Source organism: Flaviflexus huanghaiensis, from assembly GCF_014118685.1.
Lineage (GTDB): Bacteria > Actinomycetota > Actinomycetes > Actinomycetales > Actinomycetaceae > Flaviflexus > Flaviflexus huanghaiensis.
In genome coordinates, this window is sequence record NZ_JACFAK010000010.1 from 21,673 (window position 1) to 40,809 (window position 19,137).

The window sequence follows — 19,137 nt, forward strand, 5'->3', positions numbered from 1 at the left end:
GCGTCTGCACGGCTCTGACCTGGCACGACAGAGGACTTGTACCCCGCTGACGAAGCGGCGTATCATAACATTCCTTATGCGCAGGTCACATCTGCTCTGCAGGGCATTGAACATTCATACTTGTGCCTGTTGCCATGTGTAACCGTAGGCATTTACCAGCGAAAAGGGATAAGATATTACAAAGCGATAACGACGTGAGGAGGTCGCTATGACGAGCAACGGACATGATTCCGATGCAACATCACAGTTTTCAGCAGTGACCGGTTCCCCGGATACTGCCGAACTCGACGCGCGACGGATCGGCATGTCACCGGACGATTACGCCGCCGTCCAGGCACTCCCGCCGCTATCCGCCCTGCTTCTCGTTCAGAAGGGTCCCAATTCCGGCGCCAGATTCCTGCTCGACTCGGAATCGACAATGGCGGGCCGCCATCCGAAGTCGGAAATTTTCCTCGACGATGTGACGGTCTCACGCCAGCATTGTGAGTTTCTCCGCCACGAGGGCGTGTTTTACGTCCGTGACCACGGGTCACTCAACGGGACCTATGTCAATCGCGAGCGCATCGATGAGATCGCCCTCGAAGCGGGCGACGAAGTGCAGATTGGCAAATATCGGCTGACCTTCCACGATTCGCCCCAACGCCGGTGATCGCGCAGCCCCAGAGACAGCCAGCGACTGAAGCAGACTCCTGGCCCTTTGACGTATCGCACGATCCTGTTCTCAAGATCGGCGAGGTCCGGGAGATCCTTCGGTCGGAATTTCCCATGCTTAATCACTCGAAAATCCGCTATTACGAGTCGATTGACCTTGTTATCCCTCACCGCACGTCATCAAACCAGCGCCTGTTCTCCTACGCGGATGTCGAGCGGCTCCGCTTCATTCTCACCGAACAGCGCGACCGTTACTTGCCGCTCACGCAAATCGGTGAGCTCTTGCGCCAGCTCGATACAGGCGAGGCTGGTGCGGAGCATCCCGGCCGCATGCGGGCTGTTGACACCGAGGACGTGCCGCGACCAAAACCGGGCACGCGCCTGACAAAGCGTGAAGTGTCCGACCTGACGGGAGCTAACCTCGAGGAGATCGAAGATTTCGCGCGCCTCGGGATCGTTGAGATTGACCCTCGCGGCCGGCTCACGAGCCATTCGGTTGACATCATCCGCTACGCCCTCATGCTCACTGAGGAGGGACTGGATCTGCGCCAGGTGCGCGCGGTGAAGAACTCGGCCAGCTCTCACGCGGCGACCATCCGCTCGGTGCTCGCGCCGCAGCTTGCGAAGCAGTCACCCGTCGCGCGGGAGCGGGCGTACGCGCAGGGGAGCGAGATGTCGGCCGTCCTCGTTAAGCTCTACCAGGCGCTTCTTGTCGAGAACGTTGAGGTTGAACTCGACGCTTAAACGTCAACGTGAGGTTGAGGCGCGACACGCCAAACCCATTTAGGGACAGATGATTGACCGGGGTATCCGGTGAGCCTAACGTTGAGAACAATAATCAAGGAATTGGAGGCCGTGGTGAACGACGCCGCACAGCCGAGTTATGTTCAGCCTTCCCTCTTTGGGGAACAGCCGCTGGACGAAAGCGACGGCTACCGAGGGCCCATCGCGTGCAGGGCAGTCGGCATCACCTATCGGCAACTCGATTACTGGGACCGCACGGGTCTTGTCTCACCGTCGATCCGTAGTGCGACGGGTTCCGGTTCCCAGCGCCTCTATTCTTTCCGAGATATTCTCGTCCTCAAGGTCGTCAAGCGTCTTCTTGACACGGGTGTCTCTTTGCAGCAAATTCGGGTCGCCATCAATCAGCTGAGTAAGTACGGTAGCCACGACCTCTCTGGCATCACCCTCATGTCCGATGGCGCATCAGTGTATGAATGCACGTCGGACGACGAGGTTATTGACCTCGTCAACGGAGGGCAAGGCGTTTTCGGCATTGCGCTTGGCCGCGTATGGCAGGAAACCGAGTTCTCTTTGTCGGAGCTCCAGACGGAACGCGCTGAGGAAGAGGCGACTGCTGGTGTCGTCGACGAGTTGGCACAGCGCCGCGCAGCGAAGCGCAAGACGTCATAACCGGCTCGCGTGGCTGGCGGCCATGTATGTGACCTAACGGGTGGTGGCGGGGCATGTGCCCCGCCACCTCATCCTTACCGGCCAACCCCTGCCGGCGGTCACCGCGGCGCAACCTGTCAATGCAGCCCGCGGCACGTCTGTTACACGGAACGATCCGAGTTTTTCAGTTTGGTGATGTCGGTCTCGTCGCCTGAGAACTCGACATCGGCTTCGCGACCAAAAGCGAACATGGCGAGCTCGAGCGGGTTGCCAATGACCGTCACGGTAGTGTCGTGTCTTTTCGTCGCGAGAGCCGTAATATCGCCGAAGTCAGGCGAATGGAGGACGACGCGCACCGGTGCCGTGAGGAACAAAAGCTGGGCCATGATTCGAAGCTGGTTAAAGATCGACCGCTCGTCATCGGAGGACAGGACTCGTCCAAGTGGCGGATCCTGCGCCCGGCGGACGTCCTCATGATGGATGACATATTCGAGCGTGTTAACCGCCTGATCGATAGGGCTGAGCTTAAGGGGAGAGAACTTCTGGCGGCCGGTTCGGAAAATCTCGACGAGATCGTCAAAGCTCTTGCCACGGAGCTCTTCCATGGTGTCGCGGTACTTGTCCGTGGCCTTGCCGGGCAGCTTGGACAGGACCTGTGAATGCGGATGAATCTCCCGCACAATAAGGTGCCGGAGGAGCTCTTCAGTGTCCCATCCGGCGCATAAAGTTGGGGCCTCAGCGCCCACCCGTTCTATCGTCGACAAAAGGCGCTGTCGTTCAGCCGTCACAAACTGCATGGTCCAAGGTTAAGGAGAGGGGCTGGAAGAATCCTCCAAAGGCTCTGGGCATTGCTGTATCAGGTGATTACGTCTCGGTAGGTTCAGCGCGCGACATCGCTGACTCACCCGTCCTACGGACACCCGGTGCCACCTCTCTAACCGAGGTGGCCGTCATTCTTCCTACTACCTGCTCGGCTGAGGCCGGTCTGACGCGGCTGTCGGTCTGGGGCGGTCAATACTTGACCGGTTAGCCACCCAGCCCCGCCATGTCATCGACGGGGGTCATCAGCGCCCATCGGACCGTTGGCCCTTCGATAGTCCGTCGACATCCGAGACTGTCCACCGGTCGCCCATACTGTCCTGAGGAATGACGCTCATCGTGCCGTTGGTCTCGAGGATGACGGCTCCCACCTGGTCGAGTCCTCCGATTCCCGTCATCCGTATCGCCTGCCGCAGTGCCGACTCGCTGAGCCGATTCACTTTGAGCGCCTCAGACAGAACCTGGCCGTCACGGATGAGGAGGGCGGGACTAGATGTGATGAGTCCGCGTGCAGCGGGTACGCGGGAGTTGATGACGGCGACGATGACCTGCAACCCGGCGAGAACAGAGAGCGTGACGATCCCCTCGCTCAGGGAGACATCGGATGAGAGCATGATGGTCGCCATCACCGAGCCGAGGGCAACGTTGACGATGAAGTCGAAGGCATTGAGCTGTGAGAGCGTCCGCTTGCCCGAAATCCGGAGAATAACGACAACGACGACATACGTGAGAACGCCCATGATGAGAACGCGGATGAGGTCCTGCCAAGAATCGAAAAACATGTGACGATCCTCCCACGCCAGGTAGGGAGTGAGCAGGTCGAACCGACGGGCGTATGTGCTTCGCCAGGTCGGCTTCCACCCACGCGAGCGACCTGGGCCGGTCTTGACCGATGCCTTCCCTCCCACGAAGGCAAGCCTGACCTTCGTTGAAATCTCGCCAGAACAGGTCAAAACTGTATCCATGGTCAAGGTCAATCGTTTCTTGCGAAACTACCCGATGGTTGTCCTCGTGCTCGGCACCGCGATCGTCGGCATCATTCTCGAGTTCGCTGGCCCCGATGGATCGGCCCAGTGGTTTGTCTCCGCGGTTGCTCTCATCATCGCGGTACTGCAGTTCAAGGGCATGGTTGATTCCCTTCTTGCCGGTAGCTTCGGCATCGACATCCTTGCCGTGACCGCGATCGTATCGACGCTGGCCGTGGGTGAGTATTGGGCGGCCCTCGTCGTGTGCCTCATGCTGACCGGAGGTGAGGCACTCGAAGACTATGCCGAAGCTCGAGCGGGCTCTGAACTGACGAGCCTGCTCGAGGGTGCGCCAACAGTCGCCTACAGGATCGAAGACTCGGGCGATGTTACGGCCATCGGCGTTGAGGAGGTCGAGATCGGTGATCGCCTGCTTGTCCGACCACATGACACAATCCCCGTTGATGCTCGGCTCGCCTCGGCTTCGGCTGCCATCGATGAAAGCTCACTGACCGGCGAGTCGCTTCCGGTCGAGCATGTTGAAGGCGATGCGGTGCTCTCCGGCTCGCTCAATGGCAACGCAGCGATTGAGCTCGTGGCAACAGCAGATGCGAGCGCATCTCAATATCAGCGGATCATTCAACTTGTCCAGGAGGCGCAGGACTCGAAAGCTCCGTTCGTCCGCCTCGCGGACCGCGTCGCCGTTCCCTTCACCCTCATCGCCTTCATCATCGCAGGCACGGCATGGGCCATCGCAGGCGATCCCACGCGGTTCGCTCAGGTCCTCGTTGTCGCGACTCCGTGCCCACTCATCATCGCCGCACCTGTAGCCTTCATGGCCGGCATGTCACGTGCCGCACGCGGCGGAATGATTGTGAAGAACGCCGGGACAATCGAGCAGGTGTCCAAAGTTCAGACGGTGGCGTTCGACAAGACGGGCACTCTCACACGCGGGATCCCGGAAGTGAGTTCCATTTACACGTTCGCTGAGCACTCCGACGAGGAGCTACTTCGGATCGCTGCGTCCGCCGAGTTGCACTCCTCCCATCCGCTCGGTGAGGCCATCGTTTCCACAGCGCGCCGCACCGGCGACGTGCCGGTCCCATCGTCCGCGACGGAGGTCCCTGCACAAGGAGTTTCGGCTGACGTCGACGGCGCCCATGTCCGGGTCGGCAAGCGATCGTTCGTCGCCGACAGGAACGAGGCCATGGACACTGGCCCGGAACCGGATGCTGGATACACGGTCATTTGGGTCGGCATTGACGGCCGCCTCGTGGGCCGCATCGACCTGTCCGATCCGATCCGCCCCGAGACGGCTTTCGCGCTCGACGCAGTCCACCGTGCTGGCGTGCCGACGACGGCAATGCTGACGGGCGATGCAGAGGACACGGCGACGAGGGTCGCATCAGCAATTGGGATCGATGACGTGAGAGCTGGTCTCCTTCCCGAGGACAAGGTGAGCGCGGTCGCGGCGATGCCGGGCACGCCGGTCATGATGGTCGGCGATGGCGTGAACGACGCTCCCGTGCTCGCCGCTGCCGACGTCGGTGTCGCTATGGGCGCACGGGGCTCGACGGCGGCCGTGGAGTCCGCGGACGTTGTCATCATGCTCGACGATTTCGCCCGCATCCCGCGCCTTCTGCTACTCGGCCAGCGCACGATGACGATTGCGTGGCAGGCCATACTCATCGGCGTCGGGTTCTCTGTCGTTCTCATGCTCATCGGCGCCACGGGGGTCATGCCCGCCTTCGTTGGAGCCTGGATGCAGGAGCTCGTCGATCTCGCTTGCATCCTCTGGGCCCTTCTCGCCGCGCGTCCGTCGCGCCAGGAGAGGGAGCTCATCGCCCTCAGCCAGGAGCAGAGCCGAGCCGAGACCGCAGCGGTCCCCTCGTGATTCCGGGCTACGTAGCGGCCCCAAGACGTCGATGTCGGCATCTTGGGCCCTCGTGTTGCGCGTGTTGGTGTGGTGGATAGCCGTTTGATGGCACACGATTTCTGCCCGCCGCGTTTGCTACTTTTCACTCTATGAACGAATCATGGAGGCCGAGACCGGCACAGCCCAGTTCTGGGGACGAGGAGGCCGATTTCGCCGGCGAGGGTGCCGAAGCAGGGAGTACGGGCGACGGCAGGGCCCTCGGTGACGATTCGGTCTTCAACACCCGCGGTGCGGCTTCATACTCGCCTCAAGCACCGGGCGCCCGAGGCCACGACATCGCCGTGAACCCGCCGTACCCAGGTCAGTGGCAGCCCCGGGGCTATCCGAGCTACGGCTATCCAGCAGGCGAGTCCGGGTACATGCAGAGGGCCCCCAGGAAGCGCATCCATTGGCCGTTCGTCGTCGCCGCCTCCATCCTTGCTCTCGCTTCGATCGCCGGCGGTGCGTGGATCTTGCTTCAGCCGAAGAGCTACGAGGCCATCGCTAAGCAGTGTGAGAACACATCGAGCCTGAATTTTCTTGCGCTCTTCACCGGCTTTTCGGAAATAATCGAGGAGCATGGGGACCCCGCAGACGAATTTTGGGATGAGGTTCCGACTTTTATCAGAGTGTCGGGCGACTCCTCGTCGCTCAATGTTTATGACCGTTCCAGGATGTCGCTTGATGCACTTGAGCTTCTGGACGGCGCGGCGGGTTCATCCCGTGACGATGCACAGGAGTTCATCGACCAGTGGAACGGAATGCGCGACCTGGCGATCATGGGTGCAGTGGGATGTATACACGACGAGCTGAACATCCCCGACTCGGTCGAGCGACGAATGCTGTCCACGCGAGCCCTTGACGGAACTCAGGAGCTCGTCCATTCAGGCACGAGGATAATGTGGAGTTATCATCCCTCCCAGGGCATGGATGTCCTCTACGAAAGGGAGTAGCACTCTTACGGCTGTCCCATGACACGAAGATCGTCATCTACACTCAGGCGCATGACCGTGACGTTGAGGCCCGAAACCCGTGACGACTGGCCGTGGTTATGGCACTGGCGCCACGAAGAGGAAGATCCGGATTGGAAGCGGTGGGATTCACCCTTCCTCCACGAACAGACCCACACTCTGACTTTCTCTGAGTTCACGATGCGTCGCGGGCTCAATGCGCGACTCGGTGCCATCATCGAACACGATGGCCGGCCCGTGGGCTACGTGACGCGCGGCGAGCTTGCCCCACTAGGCGGTGGCTGGTGGGACTGGGGGATCGTCATCTTCGATCCTGCGGACCGACGAAACGGCGTCGGCACGCGCGCTGGTCGCCTGTGGATCGATGACACTTTCCGTCGGACGAACGCCCACGTTCTCACTCTGACGACGTGGTCTGGAAACGACGCGATGATCGCAACAGGGGAGAGTCTCGGATTTGTCGAGTGCACGAGGATTCCCGAAGCGCGCCTCTGGCAGGGCACACGGTACGACTCCGTACAAATGGCGATGCTACGTCGCGATTGGTCCTTTGAGCCTCGGCACTAATTGTGCGGGGGAGAGGCCGCATACCCCGCCACTTGTCGCACACGCGATCGGCGAGGTGGATCTCCCAGCGCCTACCGTTCGGTAGTATGTCATTTGACTGCTTCCAATGAGGTGAACGATGTCACAATCCCGCACGATAGTCCGCCGTGTTCTTCTGGCTCTTCTTGTCCTCATCCTCGTCGTTGCGATAACTGGGGGAGTAGCCCTCCTCGTGGCGCTCAACAGCCCGTTACCGCGACACAGCGGCAACCACGTTATCCCAGAGTCAGACGGGCTGATCGAGGTGATCCGCGACGAGAATGGGATTCCCCATATCTACGGGGAGACGGACGAGGATCTTTTGAGAGCCCAGGGCTATGTCCATGCCCAGGACCGGTTTTTCGAAATGGACTACAGACGGCACATGACCGGCGGGCGACTGTCCGAACTGGTTGGCGATGCGGAAGCAGCCAAGCAGGCCGATGTTGTCATCCGCAGCATGGGGTGGCGCAGGCTCGCAGAAGAGGAATGGGATCTCATCTCCGAGGAGTCGCGACGCTTCTACACGGCCTACGCCGAAGGGGTCAATGCCTACATCGCGGACCGGGGACCATCCGAGCTCGCGCTGGAGTACCGCGTACTGTCGCTGTCGATCCCCGTCACAGATGTCGAACCGTGGACGGGCATTGATTCGCTTGCATGGCTTAAGGCGATGGCATGGGACCTGAAAAACAACCTTGACGAAGAGACTGCGAGAGTGATCGCCTACGACAGTCTTGGGGATCCGGCGCTTGTCGAGGAGCTGTTCCCCGCGTTCTCACTCACCGGCCATGCCCCCATCATCCCCTCGGAGTCAGGCTCGAATCTGTCCGACCGCCAGGCGTATCCGCGCGACAATCCGCGTCCACTTCCTCAGGTTGGGAGGCAGCCAGAGGAGCCGACGTCGGATGCTGACGTTGAGGTCGATGCGAGTTCTGAGAGCGAGATTGGGCGCGCGGTTGTGTCAGCCCAGGCGGCGCTGGACTCAATGCCGATCATGCTCGGCCGCGGCGCCGGCATCGGCTCGAATTCGTTCATCATTGGGGGAGAGCACACCGAATCCGGGCTACCGATCCTTGCCAACGATCCGCATCTGACAATCTCCTATCCATCCGTCTGGTACCAGGTTGGCCTCCATTGCGTCGAGATGACGGACAACTGTACGTATGATGCGAGCGGCTTCTCGTTCGCCGGGATGCCCGGCCTCATTATTGGCCGCAACTCCGAGCTCGCGTGGGGCCTGACGAACCTCGGCGGCGACGTCACCGACTTCGTCATCGAGAAGAACACGGGCGAGACGACGTATGAACGAGACGGGCAGGATGTGGACTATGAGATCTGGACCGAGACATTCGATGTCGCGGGCGCCGATTCTTTCGAGGTTGAAGTGCGGCATTCCGTTCACGGTCCGATCGTCTCTGACCTGCTCCTCATGGACGAGACAACGGCGGGTCTGCCGAATGCGCCGGCGGATTTCTCAGTCGCGCTCGAGTGGACGGCGCTCAAGCCTGGCCTGACAGGGGATGCGATCTTCGCGATCAACAGGGCAAAGACTGCTGACGATGTCGCGGCCGCAGCGGAGATTTTTGCCGTGCCGGCCCAGAACATCGTCTTTGCCACGGTCGACGGTGACTACGGCTATCAGGCGCCGGGACTGTTCCCGATCCGTCCTGTCATAACAGCGGCGGATGGAGAACTTGAGGTGGCGCCAATGCCGGACAACCTCGGCGCGGACGGCAGATGGCCACGCCCCGGCTGGGACTCGGCCTACGACTGGCAGGGGTACTACGCTGCGACCGATATGCCGTCGCTCACCAACCCCGAAGAAGGCTTCATCGTCGCCGCGAACCAGCAGGTGACCCCCTCCGAAAGCGGTCCCTACCTCGGCTCCTACTCAGACGGCGGATATCGATCGGAGGCGATTCGGGAGGCGATTGAAGCGGAGATTGCCTCGGGCAGTCCAATGAGCCTTGCTGACGCCGAGCAGTTCATGTTGCTCGACCAGTCGCCGTTCGGTCTGGAGCTCGGTGAACTCTTCGTCTCCGTGGAGACGGACGATGTGCGGATCTCCGAGGCGCAGACGATCCTCGCAGATTGGCTCGACCGAGGCGCGCATACGAGCGTCGATGAAGCGGGAGCCGCAATCATGGCGTCCGCTTACTCTCATCTGCTCGATCAGACGCTCGCGGCGCGGATCTCCAATTTCGATCCGGTCAATTCCACCGACTACCTCATTTTCTTCACGCAACTTGATGAGTCGAGCCCCTGGTGGGACAACGGAGTGTCAGAACGGGTGGAGCACCGCGACGACGCGCTACGCGCGGCGCTGGCGGCGATGGACCATGATCTTTCGGCACAGATGGGGGACGACATGTCCTCATGGCGGTGGGGCGATATCCATATCGAGACCCCAACCCACTCCGTCCTCGGCGGCACTGACATTCCGAGTGTTGTCAGACACTATTTCAACGGCGATCCGCTCGGCGTGCCAGGTGGCTCCGCCATCCCGAACGCCATGCACTTCTCGCCAGCCGTGGGAGAGGGAGATGGTCTCGTCGACTACGAGGTGACAGCAGGTCCATCAATGCGAATGGCGGTCGACATGGCCGGTCTCGATGAGGCGTTCTGGATCATCTCCTCCGGATCGTCAGGCCACCCGCGCTCCGCGCAGGTAAACGATCAGTTCGAGATGTGGGCTACCGGTAAGAGCCTGCCATGGACCTTCACGCGCGATGAAGTTGAGCAGCGAGCAACAGCGACGATGCGGATCTCGTCAGAACCTATCGACGATGGCCCACGAACGCGCCCGCCATCGCTCAGGTAAACGAGGGACGCTGTCGCCTGTCGGCCCACACCCGCAGGTCTTCACGTCGTCACAGTGTGCTCGGCGACGGCGGGAGAGGGGTCCCGATCAACCGTCACTCGGACATCTGCCACCCATAAAGTAAAATGACATAATATGCATTATCGGAAAGTGGCGCGAATCGGAAAGTGGCGTGAATCCGGCTGCGGCTCCGCAACCGTCACCTGCCCCGCGTCTGCTCGAGTCCCAGCCCCTTAAGCAGGATGTCGATCGATGTTTCAAGGACGGCACGCTTCTTTTCGAGAGAAATTTCCCGGAGGCTACCGAACGTCGACAGCGTGGCCGGACCGTGCGCGGTTGCCCAGATTGTCAGCGCCACATGGATTGGATCGTCGACGGGCGGATCGATTTGCGCGGCGAGCTCTTTGAGTACGCGTAGCGGACGCGGTGTCGTCGACTCCCAGTTGTCGCTGACTGGGAACTGGTATGTGACGGCGCGGAACTTCGTTGGATTCGCGACAGCGTACTCGAAGTAGGTTCTACAGACGATGGCGATTTGTTCGCCGATGGGAGCACCTGTGTCGTTATTAAGGGCCGCCTCAAGCTCGTAAAAGAGATCCTGGAGAACCCTGTCTCTAATTTCCTCGAGCAGGTCGGCTTTACTCTCGAAGTGTCGGTACGCCGCCGACGGCGACACGCCTACTCGACGGGCGACCTCGCGTAGGCCGACTGCTTCGGTCCCACCTTCGTCGACGAGTGCGAGACCGACCCGAATCATCTCGTTGTGCAGATCGCCGTGATGGTATTGACGTGCCGACTCTGTCACTCAGTCTCTCATTCTGTGCTTGTCCGGTTCGCTGGCTGTCGCGCAGGACCTGGACGTGACGTTTGACCAGGTAGAATACGTCTGAGGTTCGTAGGGGCCAGTGTAGCCCCGAATCGTTGCGCGAGTCACGTCAGCACATAGCGGGCGAGATGGTGCGCCGTCAGCGTTGATCCAGCGGCAACGAGGTCTGCCGGCGTCCCAGCGAAGACGACGCTCCCGCCCTCACTGCCGGCTCCCGGCCCAAGATCGATGACCCAATCCGCGTGAGCCATGACCGCCTGATGGTGTTCGATCGCGATGACAGATATGCCGGAGTCGACCATGTCATCAAACAGTTCGAGGAGCGTCCGGATGTCGGCCAGGTGGAGCCCGGCAGCTGGCTCGTCGAGAACGTAGATTCCGCCCTTCTCTGCCAAGTGATGTGCGAGCTTCAGGCGCTGGCGCTCACCACCGGACAGCGTCGACAGCGGCTGGCCGAGGGTGAGGTAGCCGAGCCCGACGCGGACGAGCCGGTCGAGAATTGCCGCGGCAGCCGTGAGCTTCGCTTCCTCGTAGAACGTCGCCGCCTCCCCCACTGTCATGCGGAGTACATCGGCGATATTCTTCCCTTCGTACATATGTTCGAGAACATGGTCTTGGAAGCGCTCTCCCCCGCACACCTCGCACGGAACGGGAACGGACTCGAGGAAGGACAGCTCGACGAACGTGACCGCAAGACCCTTACAGTTCTGGCAGGCACCATCCGAGTTGGGGCTGAAGAGCGAAGCGGGCACGCCATTCTGCTTCGCAAAAGCCTTCCTGATGTGGTCAAGTAGCCCGGTATATGTTGCAGGGTTGGAGCGTCGAGACCCGCGAATGGGGGTCTGACCGATGTAAACAAGGCCCTCCGTGTCGGGGATCGAGTCCTTGACGAGAGACGACTTTCCCGACCCGGCGACACCGGTGATGACCGTGAGAACGCCGAGCGGAATGTCGACGTCGACGTTCTTGAGGTTATGAATATGAGCTCCACGCACGCAGATCGCGCCCGTTCGTGGTCGGACCCGAGCCTTGAGCCCGACGCGTTGAGAAAGGAATCTGCCCGTCACCGTGTCGGAGTCGTGGAGCCCGGAGAGGTCACCCTCGTACGTAATTTCGCCTCCCGCGGTGCCCGCGCCGGGCCCGAGGTCGACGATGTGATCCGCGATCGCGATTGTTTCGGGCCTGTGCTCGACGATGATGACGGTGTTGCCCTTGTCGCGCAGAGCGATGAGGAGGTCGTTCATCCGGTCGATGTCGTGCGGATGAAGGCCCGCTGTCGGTTCGTCGAACACGTACGTGACGTCGGTGAGCGAGGAGCCGAGATGCTTGACCATTTTGATCCGTTGCGCCTCCCCACCCGATAGCGAGCAGGCTTCCCGCTCGAGCGTGAGATAGCCGAGGCCGATGTCGATGATCGACGTGAGAGCGCTGATGAGGGTCTCCGTGATGGTGGCGGTTCCTGGCCTGTCGAGTCCCTCAACCCAGCGCAGCAGGTCCACGACCTGCATGGCACACACGTCGGCGATGCTCAGTCCATCGATAACGGATGTGCGAGCGGACTCCGCGAGGCGGGTGCCTCCGCAGTCGGGACACTCCTCGAACGTCACCGCCTCGTCGACGAAGCGGCGGATGTGGGGCTGCATTGAGGCTCGGTCTTTTTGCAGGAAGGAGGCCTTGACCTTGGGCAGGAGCCCCTCGTACGTCATGTTGGTTCCCCGCAAGGAGACCTTGGTTGGCTCCTTGTAGAGCAGGTCGTGCCGCTCCTGGTCTGTGTAGTCTTTGATCTTCTTTGCTGAATCGATGAATCCAGACTCGCTGTAGTACCGCACGGACCAGCCTCCCGGCTTGTATCCGGGGACGGTAATGGCTCCCTCGTCGAGGGAGAGGTTCTCGTCGATGACATGGCCGATATCGAGTTCGGCGACCGTGCCGCGCCCCTCGCACACAGGACACATACCGCCGAGAAGCTCGTACGTCACAACCTTGCGCTTCTGATCGCCCTTGGCAACCGTCATAGCGCCCTGTGCGCTGACCGACGGCGTGTTGAAGGAGTACGCGAGCGGAGAGCCGAGATGGGGCTCGGCAAGTCTGCTGAACAGTAGCCGCAGGTAGGCGTTAACGTCGGTCACCGTTCCCACGGTCGACCGTGGGTTCGTCGCGAGCCGCTCCTGATCGACGATGATTGCTGCGGTGAGGCCCTCGAGCATGTCGACGTCAGGGCGGGCGTTCGTTGGCATAAGGCCCTGGACGAAAGCAGAGTAGGTGTCGTTGACGAGCCGCCGGGACTCTGCCGCGATCGTCTCGAACGCAAGCGAACTTTTACCGGAGCCGGATACCCCCGTCAACACAGTGAGCCGTCTCTTGGGCAGGTCAAGGTCGACATTTTTGAGATTGTTGACGCGGGCACCGCGAAGCCGGATCATGTCGTGACTGTCAGCTGGATGTACGACCATGACGCCCTCTCCGCATTAGGGCGCTAGAGTACCACCACTCAACACATTCATCCATATTTTTCTCCAGCAACTCGGGTCCTCAATCATCCTGGCAAAGCAGTGCCGTCATCCACATCGGCTCCTGGAACAAACGGGTGCCTTGTGGCGTTGACCAGGGTGGAGACAAAAGGAGAAGAATGGCTGAACGATCGCTTCGCGGAATGAAAATTGGTGCGTCCTCGCTCGAGACAGACGAGGGCGTGCGCTTTGTTCCGCGCCAGGACCATGAATACACCTGCCCGAACGGCCACGTGTTCCACAAGACTTTCGCTGAAGAAGCCGACGTGCCGGCACTCTGGGAGTGCCATTGCGGTGCGAATGCCCTCCTCAAGGACGCCTCAGAGCCGGAGGATGCGAAGAAGGCGAAGCCTCAGCGCACCCACTGGGACATGCTGCTTGAGCGCCGTACCCTCGATGAGCTGGACGACCTCCTCAAGGAGCGGATGGCTCTTCTTGAGAAGCGGGGTCTTCGCAACCGCTGATAGGCGAGATGCAACCGGGGGCCTGTGGCCCCCGGTTTGTCTTGTTCGGCTCTATCGGGTCAAGCAGGATTCGCAACGATGGACCGTGAGCGCGTCACTTAGCCTCGCAAGATTCCTTTCGCCTGCGTTGTGTGGTGACGAATGCCGCGGCGCGTTGATTCTTTGAGAGATTCAAAAAAGATCGTGGAGGACAGCTTCGACTGCCCCGCCTCGCGCTCGTGGAACGTGATGGGCTGCTCGACGACGTGAGCTCCCCTTTCGTGCATCCGCTGCGTCATGTCTGTCTGCCAGTAGTAGCCGACCACCTGGACGTCGGCGAGATTGATGTCGCGAAGTGCGTCGCAGCGGTAAACACGGAAGCCCGCCGTGATGTCGGTGAACGGTAGTCCGAGGGCAATGCGGTTATAGACGTTGCCGAGACGAGACAGAAGCTGCCTCGACAGCGGCCAGTTCTCCACTCCCCCGCCAGGCACCCAGCGCGATCCAATGACAAGGTCAGGCTCGTCGGCACGCTCTGCACGCGCGAGCATCCTCACGAGATCGTCAGCCCGGTGGGAGCCGTCCGCGTCCATCTGTACGACATGCGTGTAGTCCTTTAGCGCCCATCCGAACCCGGCGACGTACGCCGCGGCGAGCCCACCCTTGCCCGGTCGATGTAGCACCTTGAGATGTTCGTCTTCTGCTGACCTCGCGTCGGCCCAGGCACCCGTGCCGTCTGGGGAATTGTCATCGACGACAAGGATGTCGATGTCGGGTAGCTCGGAACGGATCCGATCCACTGTCATCGGTAGTGCGTCGATCTCGTTGTATGTGGGAATGATGACGATCGGCTTCACTGCCGTTCCTTCCTCAGTGTGAATGCCCAGATAAGGGCAAGGAGCGCGCCGCCCACCGCGACACCGCGGTAGACGTGGCCGAAGCGAGCTGCGGGGGTCAGGTCGTCGCGCAGCGGGATTGTCGCAGCCCCCGATGCGTTCGTCTGTTTCTCCGACTGCTGTATTACCGTGCCGTTGGGCATGACAACCCCGGAGACTCCCACGGTCGACACCTGGACGGCGGCGCGGGAGTATTCGACAGCTCGGAAGATTGTCTGCTTCATTTGCTGCTCTGACTCGGCGCTGTCCCCGAACGAGGCCGAGTTGACGGGGACGATAAGGGCCCGGCCGCCCGCGTTGACAGCATCTTGGACAACGGTGTCGACGGCGATCTCGAAACAAATCGGCACAGCCAAGATCTCGGTCCGCGCACCGATCGGCACCTCGAGGACTGCGGGGCCCTCCCCGGGAAGCATGTCGGTTGTCACGAGGTCGACTGCTTCGGTGAAGCGCCGGAAGACGTCTCGTGAGGGGATGTACTCCCCGAACGGGACGGGGCGCGACTTCGAGTAGTGCGCAACCATCTCGCCGTCGACAACGAGCCCGTAGTCGTTGTAGCGCCCATTCTCTACGTATTCTTGGGTGCCGAGCAAGAGTGGGATGCCGGCGGTGAGACTGACCCGCCGGACGATGGCAGCTGCCTCAGGGTCAACTCGGATGTCGCGGTCCGAAGCAGACTCCGGCCACAGGAGCAGGTCGATCTGTTCCGAGTTCGCGAGCAGCCGCTCCGTTTCTTCTTCGGTGCGCAACGTGACGTTGAGGGCTCTGCCGGAGTCGTGATCGCCCCTGTCCGGACCTCCCTGCACCCATCCGACCGTGAGGGAGTCGGAGCCGCGCACCGACAGCGGGATGGTGAGGCAGGCGGCCACGGCGATGACAGCACCGAGCGCAGTCGCGAGGCCTGCGACCCTCGGCCCGTTGTACAGCCAGCGCACCGCAGTTGCGAGAAGGAGGGCAAGAAGAACGGTGAGGAACGTGACGCCGACGGCGGCGATGTAGGGGGACGTGCGGAGCAGGGGCGTGCCAACTTGGGAGTAGGCGACCATGCCCCACGGAAACCCGCCCCACGGCCAGTTCGTTCGGATAACTTCGATGCCGGCGAAGGCGACGGCACCGAGAATCGACGCCGGTATCCCCTTCATCGGGGACAACCCCGCCCATATCGCACCGACGAGGCCGATGAAGAGGGCTTGGGACAGGCTGAGTGCGACCCACGGTAGGGTCTCCCCCACGGCTATCCGCGTCCACTCGACGAGCGGCAAGAAGAACGCGAGCCCCCACACCGTGCCCGCCACGGAGCCAAACAGCATTCCGCGGGCGCGGGTGACGTGCGCGAGGATGATGAGTGCGGGAAACGCAAGGATCGGGAGATCGACAGGGTCGAACGATGCCCACATGAGGCCCCCGCCGAGGGCGGAGGCGAGGAGTAGCAAAGCGGAGCGCACCACATCACACTACCGAAAAAAATCCCGCCGCCACTCCCTCGGGCCGTTGGCGCGAGTCCAACGTTTTCTAACGGAGCAGCGGCGGGTGCACAAGACGAACTCATGCATCCCTGCAAGCGTATTGACCTCTGTGTCGCTGTGCAAATCTTTACTGCGCGAAGATGGGTGGACGCACGGGGTGACGCCCTAATGACGGCGTGTTGTCGACACCGGCGCGTCAGATTGACATCGTGACGCCGGGCCGTTCGAGGAGCCTGCGGGCAGTTGCCGCCGTGTCTGAGGTCGGCGACCCCTCGGTTGCGTGCATGACCTGAGTGAGAAGGTCGCCGGTGCGGCGAAGCCCGTTGATGAAATCTCCCGGTAGCAGTTGCGACATGCTGAGGCACGTCTGGAGCGTCGCTCCGTCCGCCCAGGCGACAACGGCCGACGTTGGATGTGCAGAAATCTCAGGCTGTCGATCGAGCCCGTAACGTTCCTCAAGGTCAGTGAGAAATTCGAGATTGTGGCGCATCACCCGCCAGGCGAGCGGGTCCGCCGGTGGGTTCGACCGGCCCCTGCGGTCCTTAAAGGAGAACGCCGCCATCATCCCCGCCAGCATCGCTGGCGACAGGCCCGCGATATGTGGATCCTTCAGGCACTCATAGATGAGCAGATCAGCCGATGAATGGAGACTGCGCAACGGTTTCGCGCCCGTGCCGAGGACATAGTCACCCGGCTCGCCCTTGAGGATCCCGAGGGTGGCGAGCAGATCGCATGTCGCGTCAAACTCGGCACCGACAGAGTCGTCGTAGGATTCCGCGAGATCGGCTAGGCTCTCGAGCTGCCGGCTGAGCGTCCGATAGGCCGCCGCAGCGTCAACATGGGCCTCCCGATCGGGGCACGCGTGGACGGGATGGGCGAGGAGTTGCGGGCTCTCCCGCACCGCTCCCCTATCCCACGACTCGAGCAGATCATCGTCGAGGCCGATCTCGACCCGCTCCGCTACGAGGTCTGTGATGTGGCTGGCGAGGACGTGGCGCTGGGCCGGGTCACGTAGCTTCATTCCAGATGGGAGCTCATATTCGCCAACGTGTCGAAGTTCGGAGCGCACCTCATCACGGCGGAGCCACACGAGGTCCCCCATCCACGTCGCAACCCGCAGGCGTTCCCCGTCGACCTGCGTGACGTAGGCGTACTCAAGAGACGTTCCGTCGGCGTACGCAACGATCTCCCCGCCGTAGGCCCAGTCGAACGAACTGGCGACCCGCTCCCGATAGGCACGCTTCGCTTTCTTTCTCGCGGAAGAGCTGGCCCTGCCAGCCCGGTTACGAAGCTCGATGTACTCGGCCACGTCTCCGAGCTCGCACAGGCCCTGCAGACGGGCCGCTTCCCGCTCGTGCGCGATGCGGACGCGCTCGCGGGTCACCTCGAGTTGCGCGAGCTCCCGGTTGCGCTGGAACTGCGCGAACGAGCGGGCAAGGAGGGCTCTCGCGCTCTCGTACTCGTGCTCAGCCAGCACGTTGACAACCGTGTTGTACGACGGGAAGAAGGCGGATATGAGGGGTTCAAGCTCGCCTGCGCCGAGGGAGAGGAGCACGTCCGGATCGGTGTCCGTGCTCGCGATGACGAGAGTGTGGCCGACATCGTCTTTACCGCGGCGGCCGGCTCTGCCGATGAGCTGCGTGTACTCGATGCCGGTGAGGTCGGCGAACTCGGTGCCATTGAATTTGAGGAGCGACTCGATGACGGTTGTCCGAACCGGCATGTCGATCCCGAGAGCGAGAGTTCCGGTGGCGTAGACGAGCTTGAGCAGGCCGCGCTGCATGAGGCGCTCGATGATCTCTTTGAACGGCGGGTAGACCCCGGCGTGGTGCGCCGCATATCCCGACGCGAGGGCACGTTCGAAGGACCGGAACCTCAGAACCTCCTGATCCTCGTCTGTGAGTTCCTCACGAATCGGGTCGAGCGCCTGGTGGATGAGCTTCCGCTCATGCCTGGTTGTGAGGAAGATGCCATCCTTGACGAGGTCCCGAACCGCCTCATCGCAACCCTTGCGGGAGAAGATGAAATGGATGGCGGGGAGGAGACCGCGCTCCTCCATGAGCCTCAAGACTCTCTGCCGCTGTGCCGGACCTATTCTCTCCGGTAGCTTCTTGTTTTCCAGCGCCGTCAGAGCTTTCCGGTTCGGGTTTCTGCCCGCGCCGAGCGTTGCGGAAGGGCCGCCCTCATAGAGATCGTGCAGCCTGTTGCCAACAACGACCTGCTGGAGCAGTGGGACGGGACGGAGGTTCGTGTGGACAAGCCGGGTGTTGCCGCGAACCGACTCGAGCCAGGCATGGAATTCATCCGCGTTCGCGACTGTCGCGGACAGTGAGACAACGCGGACGGACCGGTCGAGTTCGAGGATAACCTCCTCCCACGTGGGCCCGCGCTCCGCGTCGGCGAGGTAATGAACTTCGTCGAGGATGACGTAGCCGAGGTCGGACAGGTCGTCACCGGCGTAGAGAAGGTTTCGGAGAACCTCGGTCGTCATGACGACGATGCGGGCGCCCCGGTTGAGGGTGACGTCCCCAGTCATGAGCCCGACCGAATCGCTCCCGTAGCGGTCGACGAGCTCTCGGTATTTCTGGTTGGACAGGGCCTTGATTGGGGTTGTGTAAATGCAGTTCGTCGACGTTGCGAACGCCATCTCGACCGCGAAGAGGGCAACCATCGTTTTACCGGCTCCGGTGGGCGCACAGAGGAGCACATCGTGTCCGTCCTCGAGAGCCTGGGATGCGTCGACCTGGAAATCGTCAAGCTCGAAACCGAGAGCCGACACAGAGTCCTTGTAATGATCGAGGTAGATGCCCACGTGGTCAGGCTAGTCGACCGCGGCTCAAACATGCCAAAGATCGCCCGGTGCGGCGAGCTACG

15 protein-coding genes are annotated in these 19,137 nt (G+C 61.6%); 8 read left to right on the top strand and 7 right to left on the bottom strand.

Annotated features, from left to right (window positions below):
* Window positions 1-208: 208 nt before the first annotated feature.
* From H7E91_RS08495 to H7E91_RS08505, 3 genes are all read left to right on the top strand, one after another.
* Complete coding sequence (locus tag H7E91_RS08495) at window positions 209-649, top strand: FHA domain-containing protein (protein ID WP_182354670.1); 441 nt, start codon at window positions 209-211, stop codon at window positions 647-649.
* Window positions 646-1,395: a transcriptional regulator FtsR gene (gene ftsR / locus H7E91_RS08500; RefSeq protein WP_182354671.1), complete on the top strand. Its 750-nt coding sequence runs from the start codon at window positions 646-648 to the stop codon at window positions 1,393-1,395. The genes H7E91_RS08495 and ftsR overlap by 4 nt, the downstream gene beginning before the upstream one ends.
* Window positions 1,396-1,497: 102 nt before the next feature.
* The gene (locus tag H7E91_RS08505; RefSeq protein ID WP_182354672.1) at window positions 1,498-2,064 is read left to right on the top strand and encodes a MerR family transcriptional regulator; all 567 of its coding nucleotides are present in this window, start codon (window positions 1,498-1,500) and stop codon (window positions 2,062-2,064) included.
* A gap of 140 nt (window positions 2,065-2,204) precedes the next feature.
* On the opposite strand, the gene H7E91_RS08510 is transcribed toward H7E91_RS08505, so the two are convergent.
* The gene (locus tag H7E91_RS08510; RefSeq protein WP_182354673.1) at window positions 2,205-2,840 is read right to left on the bottom strand and encodes a TIGR03085 family metal-binding protein; all 636 of its coding nucleotides are present in this window, start codon (window positions 2,838-2,840) and stop codon (window positions 2,205-2,207) included.
* Between the two features lie 267 nt (window positions 2,841-3,107).
* Window positions 3,108-3,644, bottom strand: coding sequence for a DUF421 domain-containing protein (locus H7E91_RS08515; RefSeq protein WP_182354674.1), 537 nt, complete (start codon window positions 3,642-3,644; stop codon window positions 3,108-3,110).
* A gap of 181 nt (window positions 3,645-3,825) precedes the next feature.
* Here H7E91_RS08515 and H7E91_RS08520 point away from each other — a divergent pair, with 181 nt between their 5' ends.
* The 4 genes from H7E91_RS08520 (at window position 3,826) to H7E91_RS08535 (ending at window position 10,122) form a co-directional block, all read left to right on the top strand.
* Window positions 3,826-5,721: a heavy metal translocating P-type ATPase gene (locus tag H7E91_RS08520; RefSeq protein ID WP_182354675.1), complete on the top strand. Its 1,896-nt coding sequence runs from the start codon at window positions 3,826-3,828 to the stop codon at window positions 5,719-5,721.
* Between the two features lie 323 nt (window positions 5,722-6,044).
* Window positions 6,045-6,695: a hypothetical protein gene (locus H7E91_RS08525; RefSeq protein ID WP_182354676.1), complete on the top strand. Its 651-nt coding sequence runs from the start codon at window positions 6,045-6,047 to the stop codon at window positions 6,693-6,695.
* Window positions 6,696-6,746: 51 nt separating this feature from the next.
* Complete coding sequence (locus H7E91_RS08530) at window positions 6,747-7,280, top strand: GNAT family N-acetyltransferase (RefSeq protein WP_206680394.1); 534 nt, start codon at window positions 6,747-6,749, stop codon at window positions 7,278-7,280.
* Window positions 7,281-7,398: 118 nt separating this feature from the next.
* On the top strand, window positions 7,399-10,122 hold the full coding sequence (locus H7E91_RS08535; RefSeq protein WP_182354678.1) for a penicillin acylase family protein: 2,724 nt from the start codon (window positions 7,399-7,401) through the stop codon (window positions 10,120-10,122).
* Window positions 10,123-10,321: 199 nt separating this feature from the next.
* On the opposite strand, the gene H7E91_RS08540 is transcribed toward H7E91_RS08535, so the two are convergent.
* Window positions 10,322-10,927 (bottom strand): WHG domain-containing protein, encoded by a 606-nt coding sequence (locus tag H7E91_RS08540; protein ID WP_182354679.1) that lies wholly within the window; start codon window positions 10,925-10,927, stop codon window positions 10,322-10,324.
* Window positions 10,928-11,052: 125 nt separating this feature from the next.
* Window positions 11,053-13,371, bottom strand: a complete 2,319-nt coding sequence (locus H7E91_RS08545) for an ATP-binding cassette domain-containing protein (RefSeq protein ID WP_241698489.1) — start codon at window positions 13,369-13,371, stop codon at window positions 11,053-11,055.
* A 206-nt stretch (window positions 13,372-13,577) separates the two neighbouring features.
* Here H7E91_RS08545 and H7E91_RS08550 point away from each other — a divergent pair, with 206 nt between their 5' ends.
* Window positions 13,578-13,922 carry an RNA polymerase-binding protein RbpA gene (locus H7E91_RS08550; RefSeq protein ID WP_182354681.1) on the top strand — a complete coding sequence of 115 codons (345 nt, stop codon included), beginning with the start codon at window positions 13,578-13,580 and terminating at the stop codon, window positions 13,920-13,922.
* Between the two features lie 98 nt (window positions 13,923-14,020).
* On the opposite strand, the gene H7E91_RS08555 is transcribed toward H7E91_RS08550, so the two are convergent.
* From H7E91_RS08555 to H7E91_RS12145, 3 genes are all read right to left on the bottom strand, one after another.
* On the bottom strand, window positions 14,021-14,758 hold the full coding sequence (locus H7E91_RS08555) for a glycosyltransferase (protein ID WP_182354682.1): 738 nt from the start codon (window positions 14,756-14,758) through the stop codon (window positions 14,021-14,023).
* A complete protein-coding gene (lnt, locus tag H7E91_RS08560) occupies window positions 14,755-16,242 on the bottom strand; it encodes an apolipoprotein N-acyltransferase (protein WP_182354683.1) in 1,488 nt (495 codons plus the stop codon). Before lnt ends, H7E91_RS08555 begins: the two co-directional genes overlap by 4 nt.
* 217 nt (window positions 16,243-16,459) lie before the next feature.
* Window positions 16,460-19,075, bottom strand: coding sequence for a DEAD/DEAH box helicase (locus H7E91_RS12145; RefSeq protein WP_182354684.1), 2,616 nt, complete (start codon window positions 19,073-19,075; stop codon window positions 16,460-16,462).
* Window positions 19,076-19,137: the final 62 nt, after the last annotated feature.